Raw genomic sequence first — 17,842 nt, 5'->3', positions numbered from 1 at the left:
TTCCAGTATTCCCGATTGGTGGTGGCAATCAGAAGTCGATGACGACGCCCAGGTCGATGCCTTGGACGATCAGGCTGCTGTCTTTCCAGACCAGCGGCGGCTGACCAAACGGTCCTCCGGTCGCACGTGTCGTGGCATCGAACACGGGGTTCACGTACTCACCAGCGGTGGCCACATTGCTCCAGTACAGGAAGCTGTAGCCGGCGGTGAACAGCACGTGATCGCGGAATCGATAGCCAAGTTTGACGTTGGCTTCGGGAACGAACGCGAACACGTCACGTTCGTATTCGCCTTGCGAATCCAAGGCCAGCAAACCGCCATCGGTGACGGTGACCGTCGGTGGAGCACCTGCGATGGTTTCGGTGGCCGTGCCTTGCAGGCTGAGCTGTTGGTTCATGTTCCCCAAGTGGACCTTGGTCAACGTGCTGAACATCCAGCGGCCGCGTGACAGCGTGGTTTCGAAACCGATTTGTCCACCGTGGAAATCGTTGTTGGCGGTGAACGTGTCGCTGAAGGTGAACGAGTCACCGGTCGGCGGGGTCACTTCGACGCTGGTGCTTTCGATGAACAGCGAATCGTCGATTCCGAAGTAGGTGTAACCGCCGATCAGATCGGTGCGGTATTCATCGCCACAGGCGAACATCAACCGGCCGTAAGCTTCACCGGCGATCATTTCCAGTTTGCTTTCGGCGGTGATCGAACCGGCGAACAGCGTGTTGCCGCCGACGTCGGTCGCGCCGACCAAGATGGCGTCGTTTTGGCTGGCGTTGGTGTCGTAGATCGGGCGTCCCAAGTTGAACGCGGTCCCATCGCTTTGGGCCGAATAGGATGATTCGTCTTCGCCCAAGAACCAGAAGCGTCCGCCGATGCCAAAGTTCTTGCTGAGGTATTTGCCAGCGTCGATACGGAACCCGGGGGTCAGATCACCGCCCAGTCCGTCTTCGCCGCCAAAGACGACTTGGGTGTCCGGGTAGGCAGGCCCGATGATCGGGGCCAATCCGGGAGGCGCCGTGGTGATCAACGGTGCGCTGGTGCGGGCTTGCGGGAACCACATCAGAAATTCGGCGGTGGTCCACATGTCACTGGCTTGGCAGGTCGCCAGCGATCCGATCTTGCGTCGCTTGGGCTTGCAAGCGGGCGTGGCGCAGCTGACCGTGCTGGTCGGCGAACAACCACCGTCGTAGGCCGAACCGATGGGCATCGGTGTGGGCACGGTGGCCATATCGCTGTAGCTGATCGGTGCGTAATCGACCTCGGTCGGGGACGATTTGGTGTTCAGGTCGCCGGCCGAATACTGTTCGGATTCGTACGCGGCTTCGGCGGCATAGAAATCTTCGTCGGTGTATCCGCTCAGATCGCCAATGCTATCTTGTGCCTGGGCCGTCATCGCAGACGAAGCCACGACGGACAGCAACATTGCCGTTGCCAGCCGTTTGCCTCGGCTCGATGCCTTGAGGAGACTGCGGGAGCCTCGCAAAATGGTTTTCATAGGACGTCTCGTGCAGTCCGGGAATACTGGTATGACTAGTCCCAGTAGATCGACCGCACCAAGCCGGACGTTCAGATCGGTGGGAACGCTTGGCAGACTTGACATAACCCTCCCATCTTGACACCCATCTCGGGCGGGACAGGCCAATCGCCCCTTCGAATCGGTTCGTTTGCGGACCCTGTTCGTTAAACTGGGTGTTTCACACGTCGCCAAAGCCGAAAAATTTCTCGTTCGTCTTTCCACGCCTTCCGGAGCCAGCACGTCCCGTGTCATCAAGCCCCACCAGCCGCGACGCGACCGACGAAACGGTTCCCGATCCCACGGCCGACAACGCATCCGCGTCCACACCCGGCGATGCGAAGCCGCCGGCCGATGCCGTTCCCGATCCGGTCGCCGACGCGTTGGCCCTGCCCGATGAAGTTGCGACCGAGCCCCTGGCCGACGTTCCCGCAGAACTGCTGGCGGAACTTCCCGCCGTTGCAACCGACGAATCGGCCGACAACCAGGCGAACAAGCGACGTGGGGCGGCAAAGCAAACCAATCGGCTGACCGCCAAAGGCGCGCGGCTGAAAATGAGCCGCTGGCGTGCCCAACTGGCTCGAATCAACGAGTTCGAAAGCGTTCTGCAACCCGAAGACGACGCGTCGCTGCGGAAACGATCGTTGGCCCTGCGTTATCGTGCAATGGCCGGCGAAAAACTGGGCATCTTGTTGCCCGAGGCCTATGCGCTGGCTCGCGAAGCCGGTCGACGCGCCCTTTCGATGCGGCACTACGACGTGCAAATGATCGGCGGCATTTCGCTGTTCGAAGGCCACATCGCCGAAATGCAAACGGGGGAAGGCAAAACGCTGACCGCGACTCTGCCGCTGTACCTGCATTCGCTGGTCGGCAAAGGCGCCCACCTGGCGACGGTCAACGATTACTTGGCCAAACGTGACGCGGAATGGATGCAGCCGCTGTATGCCATGCTGGGCGTCAACGTCGGGATCATTCAAACGCCTGACGACCAGGGATCACGACGGAAATCTTATGCCGCGGCGGTAACCTACGGGACGGCCAAAGAATTCGGCTTTGACTTTTTGCGTGATCGGCTTCTGTTGCGTGCCCAGAACCGCATGCAGACCGAATCGCTGGGCGATGGTGCGGGTGGCTTTTCCGGCAGCGGTGACCAACCGGTGATGCGAGGCATGCATTTCTGTTTGGTCGACGAAGCGGACAGCATTCTGATCGACGAAGCCCGAACGCCGTTGATCATCGGCAGCATCGAAGACAACGTGCGTGACCAGATCGTCGAAACGTACCGCTGGGCGGCACAACACGCGGAAGAATACGAAGAAGACGAACACTACGACATCGACAACGAAACCAAACAGTACGAATTGACCGCTCGCGGCCGTCAAAAGGTCCGGTCGCTGCCTAAACCTGACCTGGTCCGCACGATGGGATTGGTAGATTTGTACGAGTACACCGAACGGGCGATCAAAGTCGCCCAGGAATTCCTACTGAACCGCCAATACGTCGTCCGTCCGGGCGATCAGGGCACCGACGAAATCGTCATCGTCGACGAATTCACTGGTCGTCTGGCCGAAGGACGCAAGTGGCGTGACGGCATCCACCAAGCGATCGAAGCCAAAGAAAACATTGAAATCAGTGTTCCCACCGGCCAAGCGGCTCGGATCACCGTCCAAGACCTCTTTTTGCGTTATCCCCACCTGGCCGGCATGACGGGAACCGCGGCGACCAGTGCCGCGGAGATGAAGAAGATCTATCGAACGCCGGTCATCCGTGTCCCGACCAACCGTCCGCCCCAGCGAAAACAGTTGCCCGACCAAGTGTTCGGCGACATGTTGGCCAAGTTCGAAGCCATCGTCGACGAAGTGAAACGCATCCATGAAACCGGGCGACCGGTGCTGATCGGAACGCGATCGATCGACAAGAGCGAAATCGTTTCCCGGTTGTTGAACGAGATCAACATTCCGCACGAGGTCTTGAACGCGAACAACGTCGAGCGCGAAGCGGAAATCGTTTCGGCCGCCGGCGGACGCGGCAAGGTCACCGTGGCGACAAACATGGCCGGACGCGGTACGGACATCAAACTGTCGGACGAAATCGAAGCGTTGGGCGGGATGCACGTCATCTGCACGGAACTTCACGACGCCGCACGGATCGACCGCCAGTTGATCGGCCGTTGTGGACGCCAAGGAGACCAAGGTTCGTATCGACAGTACCTGTCGCTGGACGACGACATCTTGAAAGTCGGCTTGGGCGTGGAAAAAGCCAAGCGGATGAAAACCAAAGGCGAAAACCTGCGTGGTGCGGCCAACCAGTACGCCAAGATGTTCCGTAAAGCCCAGCGAAAGGTCGAACGCAAGCACTTTCGCGACCGGATGGTGTTGATGCACCACGAAAAGGAACGCAAGAAAATGCAGCGTGAAATCGGCCAGGACCCTTATCTGGACACGCCGGATTGATCCGTCGCAGTGCTGGGAACGTGTGATCTGAAAATTTTCAAGATCATTTTCGACCAACTGCCCTTGACGCATGTTTTCGTCGCTTCGTATTCCCCTGCGTAACCAGGGAACTTCTCTGCGACCGATGTGGCGGAGGATCGTGTTTCTGGAGGCATGGATGATCGCCGGGTGGTAATTCCCAAACGCTGGGAAAAACCACGCGGCCGTCTTCCGATAGTCCGGCGGCCAAGCCAAAACCGGACCGAGCCACCAGAGCCGACATGATTCACCGCGGCGGGATGACGATTGGCCATGGAAGACGCCATCGCCCCGAACGAATCGCGAGATCGGACTATTGAATGTTCGAGACGCCTGAATCGGCAACCCGAAGATCGAACCGAATCGTATCGAAGTCTCACCGCGAAGAAGGAGAGTCGCGTTGAATCGCCCAATCCCCGAGAATACCGCAACAGGGCAACCGACCGGGTGTAAGCGTTGCACCGGTTTCTCGTTGCCACGGAACCGCAAACCACGGATTCGACGTCGACTGGCCGTCTTGCAGGTCGCGGCCGCGTTCGCCGTCGCGCCCCACATGTTGGCCGGCACCGCCGTCGCACAATTCGCCTTGCCCGGCGAATTGTCGACCGCTCCCGCCACCGAAGCTTCGGCACCCGCTGCGGCATCGATCAGCGCCGGCAAAGCGTTGATCCAGAAAGCCAAAGCAGCGGTCGCCGCCAAAGACTACGCCACCGCGGTGAAGCATTACCGCGAAGCCGGCAAGATGACCGCGACCGTCCCCGCACTGGGTCCGGACGTCTTGCGACTGTCCAAACAATTGGCCGACGCCGGTGTCGACAAAGAACTATTGTCGCCGCCGAAGAACTTCAGCGTCGGTGGCGCCAAGCCGATCGCCGCTGCGGCACCGGCCGACGTGAACACTCGGAAGGCCGAAGCGTTGCGTTTGATCGCCGTCGGACGCGCCGCACTTGATCGTGGCGACATCGCAACCGCCGTCACGATGGCCCACCGCGCCGAATCGCTGAACGTTCCCGAATCGGCCTACGCCGCCGGCGAACCTCGCGTCTGGCAATTCATGCTGGACGCCAAATCGGCCGCCAGTAAATCAGGCGTTGCCATGACCGCCGGGACATCCGACGCCGGCAACGTCATGCAAACCCCGTTCAACGGTGCCGCCCCGGGTCAAGCCGACGCCCAAATTGCTCAGGTGCAAAACGCTGTTCCGATCACCGTCGGAACCGGCACCTACGGCGAAGATCTTTACCGCGATGGTCTTGAACTGCTGACCAAGGGCGACGCCCCGGCGGCACGCGAAAAGTTCGTCGAAGCTTGGAAGTACGAAGGCCAGCTTCCCCTCGAAGTTCGTCGCGACTTGCAAGACAAGCTGACCCTGGTGCAGCCTTCTCGCTTGCCCGCGGCCGGCGCGACCGAGCCGAATCGCCCGTTGACGGCGATGGAAAAGGCCGACATGGAAGCACAACGTGCAACCCGTCGCCTGTACCGCGAAGTCACCGCTGAATTGGCCAAGACCAACGACATCAAAACGGATCAACCGCTCGAAGCAATCGACAACTTGAAATCGTTGCTGCGTCGCGTCGAAGGTGCCAACGTCGACCAAGCGTCCAAGCGTTCGCTGGCCAGCATGGTCGAACGTGCCCTGCGTGATCAACAGACATATGTCGAAGCTCACCGAGCCGAAATCGATCTGGAACTGCAAAATGATGCGGTTCGTCGGACGATTGACGAAGAGAACGCTCGCGAAGCGATGATCGATTCCAAAGTCAGTGCTTTGGTCGACGACTACAACGTTCTGATGCGTGAAGGACGCTTCGAGGAAGCCGAAGTCATCGCCAAGGAAGTCGCCGAACTGAAGCCCGACGACACCATCGCGATCAACATGTTCCAGAAAAGCCGCACCGGTGTGCGGATGAAGATGTACAACGAGATCGCCGCCGACAAGGAAGACGGGTTCGCCCGCCAAATGTTGGGCGTCGACGCCAGTGCCGTCCCGATGGATCCGGCCCTACCGTTCCAATACGGCGACGCTTTGGACTGGAGCGAAATGTCACGTCGTCGTCTGCAAGACGGTGCACGCGGACGTGGTCGCACCGCAGCGGAAGAAGTCATCTATCAAAAGCTGGACACGCCGATCGACGCCAACTACGTCAATCAGCCGATCAAGAGCGTGATGGATCAAATCAGTGCACTGACGGACATTCCGATCGTGATCGACAACCGTGCGTTGCAAGCCGAACGCATGGACAGCAGCCAGCCCGTCACGCTGGACTTGCCGGGTTCGATCCCGCTGAAGAACGCGTTGAACCTGATGCTTCGTGATTACGACTTGACCTACATGGTCGACAACGACGTCTTGATGATCACGACCCAGGACGTCAAACGCAGCAACGTTTATCCGGTGACCTACCGTGTTACCGACTTGGTCACGCCGATCCCGAACTTTTCCACGTCGAACGACAACGGACTGCAAAGTGCGATGCAAGCGGCGTATCAAATGGCCAACCCGGTGGCCAACGTCCAAGTCATGCCGGTCAGTGCGACCGACCTGGGTGCCGGCATCGCCGGACCGATGGCCGGAAACCAAAGCGGCATGAACAACCCGATGGCACTGGGACAGTATTCGCCCAGCGGTCTGACCGGTGCGGGCATCCCGCAATCCGAGCCGCTTGGTGGTGGATCGATGGCTGACTTTAGCCAGCTAATGATGCTGATCCAAACCACGATCGAACCGGAAACTTGGGAAGCCATGGGCGGTACCAGCACCATGTTCCCGTACAGTGCCAACCTGTCTCTGGTCGTCAGCACCACCAGTGACGTTCACGATCAGATTTCGGACCTGCTGGAATCGCTGCGTCGTCTGCAAAACCTGCAGATCACCATCGAAGTCCGCTTCATCACGCTTAGCGACACGTTCTTCGAACGAATCGGCGTCGACTTTGACGTCAGCTTCGATGACAACGCTTCGCAACTGCCCGATGATGACAGCGGCCCCGAAGTCACGATTGGTCTGAGCTCGCCGGGAATCCCCACGCCAGACTTGGACATCACGCTTAGTAACAACTTGTTCGAAGCCACGACGCCAACCTTCGGCGGCTTCGACGTCAACAGTGCCTCGTCGATTGGCTTTGCGATCCTGTCAGACATCGAAGCGTTCTTCTTCTTGCAAGCCGTGCAAGGAAACGGGCGAAGCAACGTCATGCAGGCTCCCAAGGTCACCCTGTTCGACGGCCAATTGGCGACGATCAACGATACCAGTGCACGTCCTTTCGTGACCAGTATCACCCCGGTCGTCGGTGACTTTGCCGTCGCACAACAGCCGATCATCACGGTTCTGAACGAGGGTACCCAGTTGCAAGTCCAAGGCGTCGTCAGCGATGACAAACGCTATGTGCGACTGACACTGGTGCCGTTCTTCAGCCAGATCGGTGACGTCAACACCTTCACCTTCGAAGGCCGTCGCAGCACGTCACGCAACGTTGCCGCCGAACGCGATACCAACGGCGACGGAACGATCGACGAAACCGACGAAGAAACCGAAGAGGACATCATCGAAGGTACCACGGTTCAGCTACCGACGTTCGCGTCGACCTCGGTCAGCACGACCGTGAACGTTCCCGACGGTGGTACGATCATGCTGGGCGGAATCAAGCGGCTGTCGGAAGGCCGCACCGAACGTGGTGTGCCGTTCTTCAGCAAGATTCCGTACGTCAGCCGCCTGTTCCGCAACGTCGGTATCGGACGTGAATCGTCCAGCCTGATGATGATGGTGACCCCACGGATCATCATCGAAGAGGAACAAGAACTGATGCAAACCGGTTTCACCTCGCAACGCTAATGCCGTCACCGGCCTTGGCAATCCACTGACAACTGAAAGACTTTCACGGTCCTTCGCGTGCGACGCCAGCGAACTGCAATTCGCTGGCGTCTTTTTTATTGGTTCGGATCAATCACTGACATCCGGATCATTTCGATCGTGTGCATGTCGAAGATCAAAATCCAAACGCGGACATCTGATAGCTGACCACGGTGATCACCACCGCGGCGGCCAAATTCAGAAACAGCCCCGTGCGTGCCATTTCGTCCGTGCGGATCTTTCCGCTGCTGAAGATGATTGTGTTGGGCGCCGTTGCCACCGGCAGCATGAAAGCGCACGACGCGCTGATCGTCCCCGGCACCATGATTGATTCGGGCCGGATTCCGGTTTGAATCGCCATCGCCGCCAAAATCGGCAACAACAGCGTCGCCGTTGCGGTACTGCTGGTCATCTCCGTCATGAAACTGACCAGCAGGCAGACCGTCAAAACGACCACCCACAGTGGCGCGTCAGCGATGAACGTCAATTGTTGGCCGATCGTTTCGCTCAGTCCCGATTGTTCGAATCCTTTGGCCAGCGCCAGTCCGCCGCCGAACATCACCAAGATGCCCCAGGGGATTTGTGCTGCGGTGTCCCAGTCCAACAATCGTGATGTTTCTGTCCTGTCGTCTCGATGGGATGCCGGAACATTCCCGGTGGCCGGAGCGTCGTTCTTGTCAAACGATTTCAGGGTTTCGCCCGCCGGGCAGATGAACATCGCCAATGATGCGGCCAATGCCACCGTCGCATCGCCAATTGAATCGCCGCCGGGCATCCACGCCGACCATCCGCCGTAGGGCCCTTTGCGAAAGATCCACAGCGCCGCAGCAATCGCAAAGATGACCATCACGCGAATCTCGCTGGGCCGCCAAGATCCGACTTCCGGCATCGTGATCCGTCCGGTTTGCGACACTTTTCGCGTCACCCACCACCAAATCAACGGAATCAACACCGCGACGATCGGGATGCCGTACATCATCCATCCCAGGAACGTCATTTGTCGATCGAACGTCGACGCCAACACGCCCATGAAAATCACGTTGGGCGGCGTGCCGATCGGCGTCGCCATGCCGCCGACGCTGGCCGCATAGGCCATCCCCAACAACAACGGCTTTTCTAACGTCGGATCGTTGGCGCGATCCAGGATCGCAAGTGCGATTGGCAACATCATCAACGACGTCGCCGAATTGCTGATCCACATCGACAACGATGCGGTGGCCAGCATGAAACCCAACACCAAACGTCGGCCGCCGGTCCCACCGACCAAGCGGACCATTTCCAACGCGATTCGACGGTGGGCGCCGCTGCGTTCCATCGCCGCCGACAGAAAGAAACCGCCCATCAATAACAGGATCATCGTGTCGCCGTAGGCTGCGGCCACGCTCTTGTGCGACACCACGCCGGCCAACGGGAAAACGACGAACGGGACCAGGCCGACGACCGCGATGTGAAGGCATTCGAAAATCCACCACAACGCACAAATGATCGCGACCGCCGCGCACACACTTGCCGGAAACGACAGTCCGTTCCAATAGCATGCGGCACCGACCAGAAAGGCAAGAACCGGCGCCGCCGGCAGAAACCACGATGAAAGCTTGGATTGCAAGTGCCCGGACCGAATCATTCGCGCGACAACACCACCGGCAACGTCTGCCGGACTGGAAAACGCACGAATCTAACAGCGCCGACTCCGCCCGTGTTTGACGCGGTGCCGGGTCGAGGATTTAAAGGCAGCGCGGGCCTGAATGCTGGCGCATCCAGCTACGGGAAGGGTTCGTCGCATCGGACTAGCCTTCGTCGTCGGCCACGACCAGGGGCACACTCTGGACTTCCTTGTCGCCGTACTTGCCCACCAAACGGACACGCAGCGGACCGTCGCCCCACTGTGATCGCGAAATCGGAAAGCTTGCCGATTCTCCGTCGGCGTTGTCCGCGTCTTGGCCCCAGATTTTCAGCGTCAACGAATCGGCCCCCGGTGCACTTGCCGACACCGTGACCACCTGAGCGTCCGAGGAGGACACGGACAACGTCGGCGTTTCGATCGGTCCCTTCAAATCCAGCGTCTGGCGGTACGATCGCCGGATTCCCAGTGGGCCGCCACTGATCAACGCCAACCGAATGTCCACCGCACCGCTGGCGTCATCGGGGATCCGCAACTTGATTTCGCGGCTGGGGTTGGTCGCGCGGCTGAACCGACCGTTGGCAAAGATTTCCATCCGCTGGGTCGCCACCGGGTCGGCCAACAACTGCGGCGTTTCGGTCTCGATGAAAATCCGGACATCGTCGTCTCGCTGAACCCGCATTGCCACCGTGTCGGTCGACGCTTTGGCGAACGGCTGGCAAACCGGATCGCCCACGATCAACAATTGATACGGCGACGAAAGGGTCAGATAGAACGCTTCGATGGCCGTCACCCCTTCGGCGTAATACGCGTGGATCGAGGGCAAAGGAAACTTGAACTGCAGCGAAAACGGTTCGGTCACCGCACCACTGCTGATCGCCGCACCGGCGTGCAGCAATTCGGTCAACTTGGTCTGCGAAGCGGTTCCGAACGCGGCCCCCAGGCTGGTCAAACTTTCGGCGATCGCCCCTGGCGCCATTCGAAAGTTTCGGTCGCGCAGGTTCATCGTCGCCGTGCCCAACATCAATCCCGCATAGGTTTGCGCGTCGTCGGGCAAAGGCTTTTTGAAGATCGACGGTTTTTGTCCCTGTGACAACAGCCGGCCCAGCGCCGCAGGCAACCCGGGCATCCGCGTCTTGGATCGCACATCACCGGTCTTGGAATATCCGAACACCGCATCCGGAAATGTTCGGTCCGCCGACGCGGCCAATTCCAAGTATTCGACGATCTGATCGACCGTACTGCCTCGCTCATGCACCACGCCCAGCACACAGGACTGCATGTATGGCAATCCGCCTTTGGTGACCGGGATGGGGTAACCGGACGACGTCCAACCTAACTGGCTGTCGAACCCGATCGGGCTCTGCAGCACCGCCGGCGCATCGCTGATTTGATCCAAAGCCTTCGACACTGCCGACATGCTGACCACATCCGACAAATCGTCCGACTGTCGCAGGTACGTCGCGTTGGTCCATCCGGCACGCAGGGCATTGACGACCCACCGGGCCGCGTTGGCGGTATCACCGGCGCGACCGTAGGCTTCAGCCGCACGCACCGACAACGGGCAAAGCGTCGGAAACTCCCGAGCCAAATCAGCGAACGCTTCCGCAGCCGCCTTGGGGTCGTCACTGTTGAGATCGACCACCGCCTGATCGAACCGCTCACCATTTTCGCCGCCAAACGGATTCACAAAGCTGCGTTCGATCGCACCCCGGCAATACAGGTTCGGCCCCCAACCCAAGTACAACGGGTCGTCGGCAAACAGGAAGCGATACAGGTACGTCAGCCCGTTGATGGATCCCAGCGGACGCTGGTACTTCTTTTGGTCTTCGTCGGTCAGCTTGGCCGTGTGTTCATTGATTTTGACCGAGGTCGGAAACCCAGCCGAATAACAAATCACCCGAGCCTGAGCGGCGATCTTTCGCTCGTTCAGCGTTTCCAAAACGGGCTTCAAAATGCGGTTGCGAAAATCGTTCAACGACACCGACAAACCCGTCGGCACGTCATCCAATACGACAACGTTGATCGACGGGATGTCACGCAGGTGTGCGTAATGATTGGCAACCGTCCGTGACGCCTTGCTGTTGCCGTTGACGACCAGAATGACGTTTTCACCGGCCAGCCCACCCCGACATTGCGCGGCCGGACCGAACATTGCGGCCCCCGCGACGATCGCCACGACGCAGACGTTGCGGGCCAAGCCCATCCAGGTCGGGCCAGTCAAGATTTCGTTATTGTTTCGCGATCTTGCCATGGAACTTCGTGAACGCTGTGGATCAAGTTATCGGTGGATTCGGCGGACTCATGCGTCAACGACGCTTCGGGGTCCGACCCGACCGTTCTGGAAAGATAATTGCCCAGCGGGCTGGCCATCATCGCGGGCAACAAAAAGACGTCACCGAACAGCGCCGCCGACAGCAGGCTGAACATCAGCACCGCAAAATGGCTGGTCGGGACAAAATCGCTGAACCAGTACACCATCAACGACAGCCCGCAAATCATTGTCGTTTCCAGCATCGCGATGCCGCATTGGTCCAGCGCACCAAGCGCCGATCGAGGCAGGCTGAGCCCGCGAGCACGCCGTGAACCGAAACGGCTTAGCAGGTGAACGGTATCGTCGACTGCGATGCCCAGCGCCACGCTGGCCGTCATCACCGACCCGATGTCCAGCGGCGAACGAATCAGACCCATCAGCCCGAAAATCGTGACGGTCGGGAACAAGTTCGGGATCATCGCGATCAAGCCGCCTTGAACGCTTTTCAACAACAACACCATGACCACCGCGACGACACCGAAGGCGGCCAGGAAGCTGCGGAACAAATCCCGCAGCATGACTTCTTGGGCCTTTTGAATGATCGCGACTTGTCCGGTCAAATCCACATCGATCTTTTCCGCCACCGCCGGATCGACCTCGAGCGCGGCCAAGGCATCGGCCAGCGCCGCATTGGCCGTCGCGTCGATGCGAGACAGATCGCTGCCGTAATCCGCTTCGACTTTTTGCGGCAACCGAAAACTCAGTCGCCACAGATAGTCGTCATCGCTGTGGGAAATGAATCCCAGCGATCCGAGTGATGAATCGGGATCCCGGATCAACGAACGCGCCACGGTCCGGCTGGCCGATCCGGCCAGCCCACGACTGCGGCTGACCGGCGGAATGAATGACGCCGCCGACAACACCGAACTGATCCGCGGTTCATCGATGGCCGCCTTGTGGACCGCCTGGACGATTCGCAACTGGTCCAGCGGATCGACCAAGTCCACGGCTTCCGTCGACTCCGGTGCATCCACTTGTTCGCCATCACCTGACGCGACAACCGCGGGGGGCTTTGGAAACGTCACCAACAGATCACCACTGACGGTCGCGCCGATGTTTTCTTCGAACCAATCGTACTGGGTGCGAATGAAACTGTCGGGCAAAAACATTCGCGGAACGCTGACGGATGATTCCAGTTGTGTCAGCCCTTGGCCGGCACCGAGCGTGATCAATGCAAACCCAAAAATCATCGGCCAAGGTCGAGCCAAACGCGCCCGGACAAAGTCTTTGTACTTTTCAGCCAACCAGTGCGTCAGCCATTTCGCGGCGACAAAACGAGGCGGACGTTTGGGGCGTTTCGGATCGTCGTTGCGAAAGCCCGCCATCACCATTGCACCGGGCAGACACCACAGCAACAACAGCAGCGACATCGACACGCCAATCGATGCGACAAATCCAAAGACACGGATCGGATGCAAGCGGACCAACGTCAGCGATCCCAGCCCGACCACCGTGGTCCCGACCGCCAACAGACAGGGCACCATGCCGGCCCGCAACGCACGCTTGGCCGCCAACGCCGGTGTCAGGTCGGCAAATTCTTCGGCAGCGTCAAAGTAGTAGTTCGAAAGGTGGATGCCGGACGAGATCGTCAGCACAAACACTAAAGGCGGCAACACGATCAACACCGCATTCATCGGTGTGCCGGTGTAGTAAACGATCGCCAAAACCAGGCCTTCGCACACCACCGCGATCGAAACGATCGTCGCCGTCAGCGGCAACGAACGCAGACACAGAAAACACATCAGCGCGGCCACGATCGCCGACGGCGGCGCGAAAAATTCGACACTCCGCACGCTGGCATCGTCCACGGTCGCCCCGTCGATGGGGCCGCCCACCATCACGATCTCCGTGGGATCGTCGGGGTCTTTGCCGACCGTTTCGGCGACTAAGGATCGCAATTGTGGCAACAGAGACCGGCGATGCGTCGCGCCGATGTCGGTCAAAGCGATCAGCAAACAAGTCTGTTCACCATCCGGTCCGACAATGGATCCTTCCAAACGCCGCTGGGCCGCACCGCGCGGAAAGTTCGCCGGCGACGCCATCATCCGCCGCACGGTGTCTTCGCCGCTGCGAACCCAGATGATCGGGTAATTCGGATCGTGGTAGGGGCCGGTTTCGTCAGTGGGCGGCGGCGAAAGTTCCGAAACGGTACGGGTTTCGACCAAGATTTCGTTGATCCGCTCGGCGATCGCGGTCAGTTTGGCTTCATCCACCGGATAGCCATCGGGCAACGCGACGGCCACGTCATCATTATTGACCAAGCGTATCGGTACGGTGCCATCGGCGGTCGCCACGCCTTCGACGCTAAGCAAATCTACCATCGCGGCGGCCGCGTCCAGCTGTGGGGACTGTAAATCCGCCCCCTCCCAGCTGACCATCAACAGATCGGCCAAGTCGAACCGGGTCATGAACCGATTGAAGACAACCTTTTCGGGCAGGTCATCGGGCAACCAATTGGGCGGACGGTTGACCAATCCGTCCATTGCAGATTTCGTGTGGATGACCGCGGGAACGGCCAAGATCACCAGCAAAACGACGCCGATCGTCAGCCGTCGGCGGTAACGCTGGGCGATTTGACGTGATTCAGCGTCGTCAAATCGGGCCGACCCCAATCCGGACGGGGCGTCCTGCGAACTTTCGGTGGGATTGTCGCTAGCCAATCGTTCGCGGGGGGTTCAATGGAGGTGGGGATCCGACCGGTTAACCTGTCGCTATGCTAACGGTACAAGCAGCGTTCAACCAAGCGTGTCAGCGTGGGAGTTTTTTCGAAAGATGCAAGCCAGTTACGATTGTGTGGTAGTGGGTGCGGGTCCGGCAGGCGGTGCGGCCGCAGCAGTGGTCGCCGAAGCCGGCCACTCGACGCTGTTGATCGAACGCGAACCGGTCCCACGTTTCCACGTCGGCGAATCGTTGATGCCGGAAACCTATTGGCCTCTGCAGCGTCTGGGGCTGAACGAGCGGGTCCGCGATGCGGGATGGCAAATCAAGAAGTCCGTTCAATTTGTGTCCGGTCGCGGCAACGAATCGGAACCGTTCTTCTTCCGCACCCACGACGATCGCGATTGCAGCGACACCTGGCAAGTTGAACGCAGCGAATTTGACAAAATGTTGTTCGACCGCGCCGGTGAACTCGGCGCCGATTGCCAAGACCGCACTCGCTTGATGGATGTCCATACCGATGATGCGGGTCAGGTCACCGGGGTGACGGTGAAAGATTCTGACGGTCAGTCAAAACGAATCGATTGTCGGGTCGTGATCGACGCGACCGGCCAGCAAGCGTTCATCGCGAACAAGCTGGGCCTGAAGCAGATGAACGAAGAACTGCGTAAGGCGGCGATCTGGACTTACTATCAAAACGCTCGTCGTGGTGAAGGCGATAACGAAGGTGCCACGATCATCATGCACACCGAATCCAAGGACGCTTGGTTTTGGTTCATCCCCCAATCGCGCGGGATCACCAGCGTCGGTGTGGTGTCAGACAACGACTACCTGTTGAAAGGACGCGGAACCCCGGCGGAAGTCTTCGCCGAAGAACTGGAACGTTGCCCAGGCATGAAGTCGCGTTTGGCGGATGCGACCCGCGTCGGCCAAATCCGCACGGCCAAAGAGTTCTCGTACATGACGACCCAGCATTCCGGCAAAGGCTGGGTCTTGGTAGGCGATGCGTTCGGTTTCCTGGATCCGGTGTACAGCAGCGGCGTCTACTTTGCCTTGGAAATGGGCGTCCGTGCCGGTGATGCCGTGGCGGAAGGATTGGCGAAGAATGACGTTTCGGCCGATCAACTTGGCAGCTGGTGTGGCGAATTCAAGGAAGGCATGACTTGGCTTCGTAAGCTGGTGTTTGCTTTCTACAGCAAAGACTTCAGCATCGGCCAATTCATGAAGAAACACCCGGAACACCGTGGTGGCGTCACGGACCTATTGATCGGTCGCATCTTTCACGAAAAAGCCGGCAAGCTGTTCCCCGACATGGATGCGATGATTCAAAGCGTCCAGCGTCCCGAATCGGACATGATGCCGACCAACTAGACGGTGACTGCGGGAATCGCACGCTACGACAGAGCGCTGAAGATTCCCTTCGCTCTAGATTCCCGAACCGACCGATTCGGTTCCGTCCCAGACGTCGGTGTCGGGGGGCCCGGCCGGATGTACACGCGTGTGGAGCGTTGACTCCGGTGCAAAGGCTAGTTCGACCGTGCGTTCCCATCGGCTGCGCAGCACGTGCATTTGGTCGGTACTGAATCCTTGGCCGATCAGGCTGGCGATGTGTAACCCCGCGATGACCAACAGGCAGACGGGGATGACGGCCAAGGCCCAGGGTGAATCGCCCATGAACCATTGGACATAACCCCAAATCGCCGCGGCAAAGATGAAACAGCCGGCCGAGAAATAGACCGCCATGAACATCGTCCATATTTCTGGACGGGGCGAGAAACGGCAATACGCTTCGCTTTGCTTGGCCTGGTCCACGCCGGCGGATTCGTCGGCACAAACATGCACCGACAAGTGGGGTGACCAAAACCGGCGTTTGGTTCGCTCGATTTTGAAATCGACCACGTGTCCGGCCGCGACCGCTTGCCCGGAAAGCTCGTCGGTCGCAATGGCTCGTCGGATCCGCCGCATCGCTTCGTCCGGTTCGGCCGGCAACGCTTGGACAAACATCGGCTGCATGCGTAGCGGTGAATTCATCGGCGTTCCGGTGCAGGATTCGGGGGCGGCTTACACCGCAAATCGCTGGGGGCGATACGGCGTCGGATCCAGCGCCGGCGTGGTCCCGCTGATCAATGATGCGACCAACTGGCCCGAAGCCGGCGCCATGCTGATCCCTAGCATATTGTGTCCGGCCGACACGTACACGTTTTCGTACGCTCCGCAGCGACCGATCACCGGTGTGCTGTCGTAAGTCATCGGACGCCAGCCTTGCCAAGCTTCGTCCTGCGGTGCCCCATCGATCGCGTCGGCCACATCGGATCGCAAATAGGTCCGCGTTGCCCCGGTCAACAGCCGCAAGCGTTTGGGCTGGATCGATTCGTCATAGCCCACAAATTCCATGATCGATCCCAGCCTCAAGCGGTCGTTCATCGGCGTCACCGCCACCCGGTGCTGGGGAAAGATCATCGGCGACTGGGGCCCACCGGCGGGCGCGGGCAAGGTGATCGAATAGCCTTTGCCCGGCTGGATCGGTACGGTCATCTTCATCCATCGCGACAACAGCGGTGTCCAAGCCCCGGTGGCGAACAAGAAGACGTCGCCGTCGACCGATTCATTACCGGCGGACGTTTTCAGCTTGGCATGACGGGCGACACCATCCTGGACCACCAAGTCCGTCAGTTCCGCATCGGGAATGAAACGCAAACCACGGCCGCGCAGTGACGAGACCCATGAGTTCAACAACTTGTCCGGGCGCAAGTGCGCGTCGTGTTCAAACCACCAGCCACCGGCCAAATCGTCACGCAGCGCCGGTTCAAGTTCCACCAATTCGCCCGGCCCAAGTCGCACCGCCGATTCGTTGAAACGTTCGCCCAACAGCCGATCCGTCGGGGCGTACGCGTCCAGCGGCTTGGCATCCCGATAAACGAACAACAAACCTCGTTTGGTCCAGTCGCAACGGATATCCGTCGGCGCGTCATCGCTGACCAGTTCCTCGTAAAGCCGCATCGAATGCAGCAACAGCGGTTGGATCGCCGTCGCGGATTCCAGCATGTCCCGCTGGTTACATCGACGGTTGAAGTTCCAAAACCACGACCACAATGACGGATCCAAACGCGGCTTGACCCGAAACGCGCTGGCCGGATTCAACATCGAACGGATCGCCGACCAAGGTGCACCGGGTTCGGCCAGCGGCAAGACGTGGCTGGGACAAACCAGTCCACAATTGCCATGCGAACAAGCCCCGCCGATCGAACCCTTGTCCACGACCACCACGTCATGCCCATCGTTCTTCAAGAAATGAGCCGCGGCGACACCAATGATTCCTCCGCCGATGATCACGACGCGGCGAGACTGAATGTCATGGGGGTTCATATCGTCCATCGAATCGGATTCCGGTCATCGTTTCTGTCTGCGCTGCCATGATGTT

The 17,842-nt window shown here is 59.4% G+C and carries 9 protein-coding genes; 3 read left to right on the top strand and 6 right to left on the bottom strand.

What is annotated here, in order from left to right; genetic code table 11:
- Positions 1-28: 28 nt before the first annotated feature.
- Positions 29-1,489 carry a BBP7 family outer membrane beta-barrel protein gene (locus HFP54_RS13495; protein WP_168565513.1) on the bottom strand — a complete coding sequence of 487 codons (1,461 nt, stop codon included), beginning with the start codon at positions 1,487-1,489 and terminating at the stop codon, positions 29-31.
- Between the two features lie 455 nt (positions 1,490-1,944).
- Between HFP54_RS13495 and HFP54_RS13490 the strand changes: the two genes are divergently transcribed.
- Together HFP54_RS13490 and HFP54_RS13485 are read left to right on the top strand one after the other, a co-directional pair.
- Complete coding sequence (locus HFP54_RS13490; protein WP_390657372.1) at positions 1,945-3,960, top strand: preprotein translocase subunit SecA; 2,016 nt, start codon at positions 1,945-1,947, stop codon at positions 3,958-3,960.
- 418 nt (positions 3,961-4,378) lie between these two features.
- The gene (locus tag HFP54_RS13485) at positions 4,379-7,810 is read left to right on the top strand and encodes a type II secretion system protein GspD (RefSeq protein ID WP_235951741.1); all 3,432 of its coding nucleotides are present in this window, start codon (positions 4,379-4,381) and stop codon (positions 7,808-7,810) included.
- A 154-nt stretch (positions 7,811-7,964) separates the two neighbouring features.
- Here HFP54_RS13485 and HFP54_RS13480 read toward each other — a convergent pair whose 3' ends face one another.
- The 3 genes from HFP54_RS13480 to HFP54_RS13470 all read right to left on the bottom strand — a co-directional run bounded on the left by HFP54_RS13480 (position 7,965) and on the right by HFP54_RS13470 (position 14,423).
- Complete coding sequence (locus HFP54_RS13480; protein ID WP_168565511.1) at positions 7,965-9,452, bottom strand: SLC13 family permease; 1,488 nt, start codon at positions 9,450-9,452, stop codon at positions 7,965-7,967.
- Positions 9,453-9,615: 163 nt separating this feature from the next.
- Positions 9,616-11,673 (bottom strand): hypothetical protein, encoded by a 2,058-nt coding sequence (locus tag HFP54_RS13475; protein WP_168565510.1) that lies wholly within the window; start codon positions 11,671-11,673, stop codon positions 9,616-9,618.
- On the bottom strand, positions 11,670-14,423 hold the full coding sequence (locus HFP54_RS13470; protein ID WP_168565509.1) for an efflux RND transporter permease subunit: 2,754 nt from the start codon (positions 14,421-14,423) through the stop codon (positions 11,670-11,672). Before HFP54_RS13470 ends, HFP54_RS13475 begins: the two co-directional genes overlap by 4 nt.
- A gap of 112 nt (positions 14,424-14,535) precedes the next feature.
- On the opposite strand from HFP54_RS13470, the gene HFP54_RS13465 reads away from it, so the two are divergent.
- Positions 14,536-15,792 carry an NAD(P)/FAD-dependent oxidoreductase gene (locus tag HFP54_RS13465; RefSeq protein ID WP_146413679.1) on the top strand — a complete coding sequence of 419 codons (1,257 nt, stop codon included), beginning with the start codon at positions 14,536-14,538 and terminating at the stop codon, positions 15,790-15,792.
- A gap of 54 nt (positions 15,793-15,846) precedes the next feature.
- On the opposite strand, the gene HFP54_RS13460 is transcribed toward HFP54_RS13465, so the two are convergent.
- Both HFP54_RS13460 and HFP54_RS13455 read right to left on the bottom strand, forming a co-directional pair.
- Positions 15,847-16,452 carry a hypothetical protein gene (locus HFP54_RS13460; RefSeq protein WP_206036188.1) on the bottom strand — a complete coding sequence of 202 codons (606 nt, stop codon included), beginning with the start codon at positions 16,450-16,452 and terminating at the stop codon, positions 15,847-15,849.
- Between the two features lie 30 nt (positions 16,453-16,482).
- Positions 16,483-17,796, bottom strand: coding sequence for an NAD(P)/FAD-dependent oxidoreductase (locus tag HFP54_RS13455; RefSeq protein ID WP_206036187.1), 1,314 nt, complete (start codon positions 17,794-17,796; stop codon positions 16,483-16,485).
- Positions 17,797-17,842 lie beyond the last annotated feature (46 nt).

Origin of the sequence: Crateriforma spongiae, assembly GCF_012290005.1 — a bacterium.
Classification (GTDB): Bacteria; Planctomycetota; Planctomycetia; order Pirellulales; family Pirellulaceae; genus Crateriforma; species Crateriforma spongiae.
This window is presented reverse-complemented; position numbering and strand designations above follow the sequence as displayed.

What these genes read in the sequence shown, in the direction of transcription:
- HFP54_RS13460 (WP_206036188.1), bottom strand. Translation starts at nt 16,452, where the DNA reads ATGAATTCACCGCTACGCATGCAGCCGATGTTTGTCCAAGCGTTGCCG.
- HFP54_RS13480 (WP_168565511.1), bottom strand. Translation starts at nt 9,452, where the DNA reads ATGATTCGGTCCGGGCACTTGCAATCCAAGCTTTCATCGTGGTTTCTG.
- HFP54_RS13495 (WP_168565513.1), bottom strand. Translation starts at nt 1,489, where the DNA reads ATGAAAACCATTTTGCGAGGCTCCCGCAGTCTCCTCAAGGCATCGAGC.
- HFP54_RS13455 (WP_206036187.1), bottom strand. Translation starts at nt 17,796, where the DNA reads ATGGACGATATGAACCCCCATGACATTCAGTCTCGCCGCGTCGTGATC.
- HFP54_RS13465 (WP_146413679.1), top strand. Translation starts at nt 14,536, where the DNA reads ATGCAAGCCAGTTACGATTGTGTGGTAGTGGGTGCGGGTCCGGCAGGC.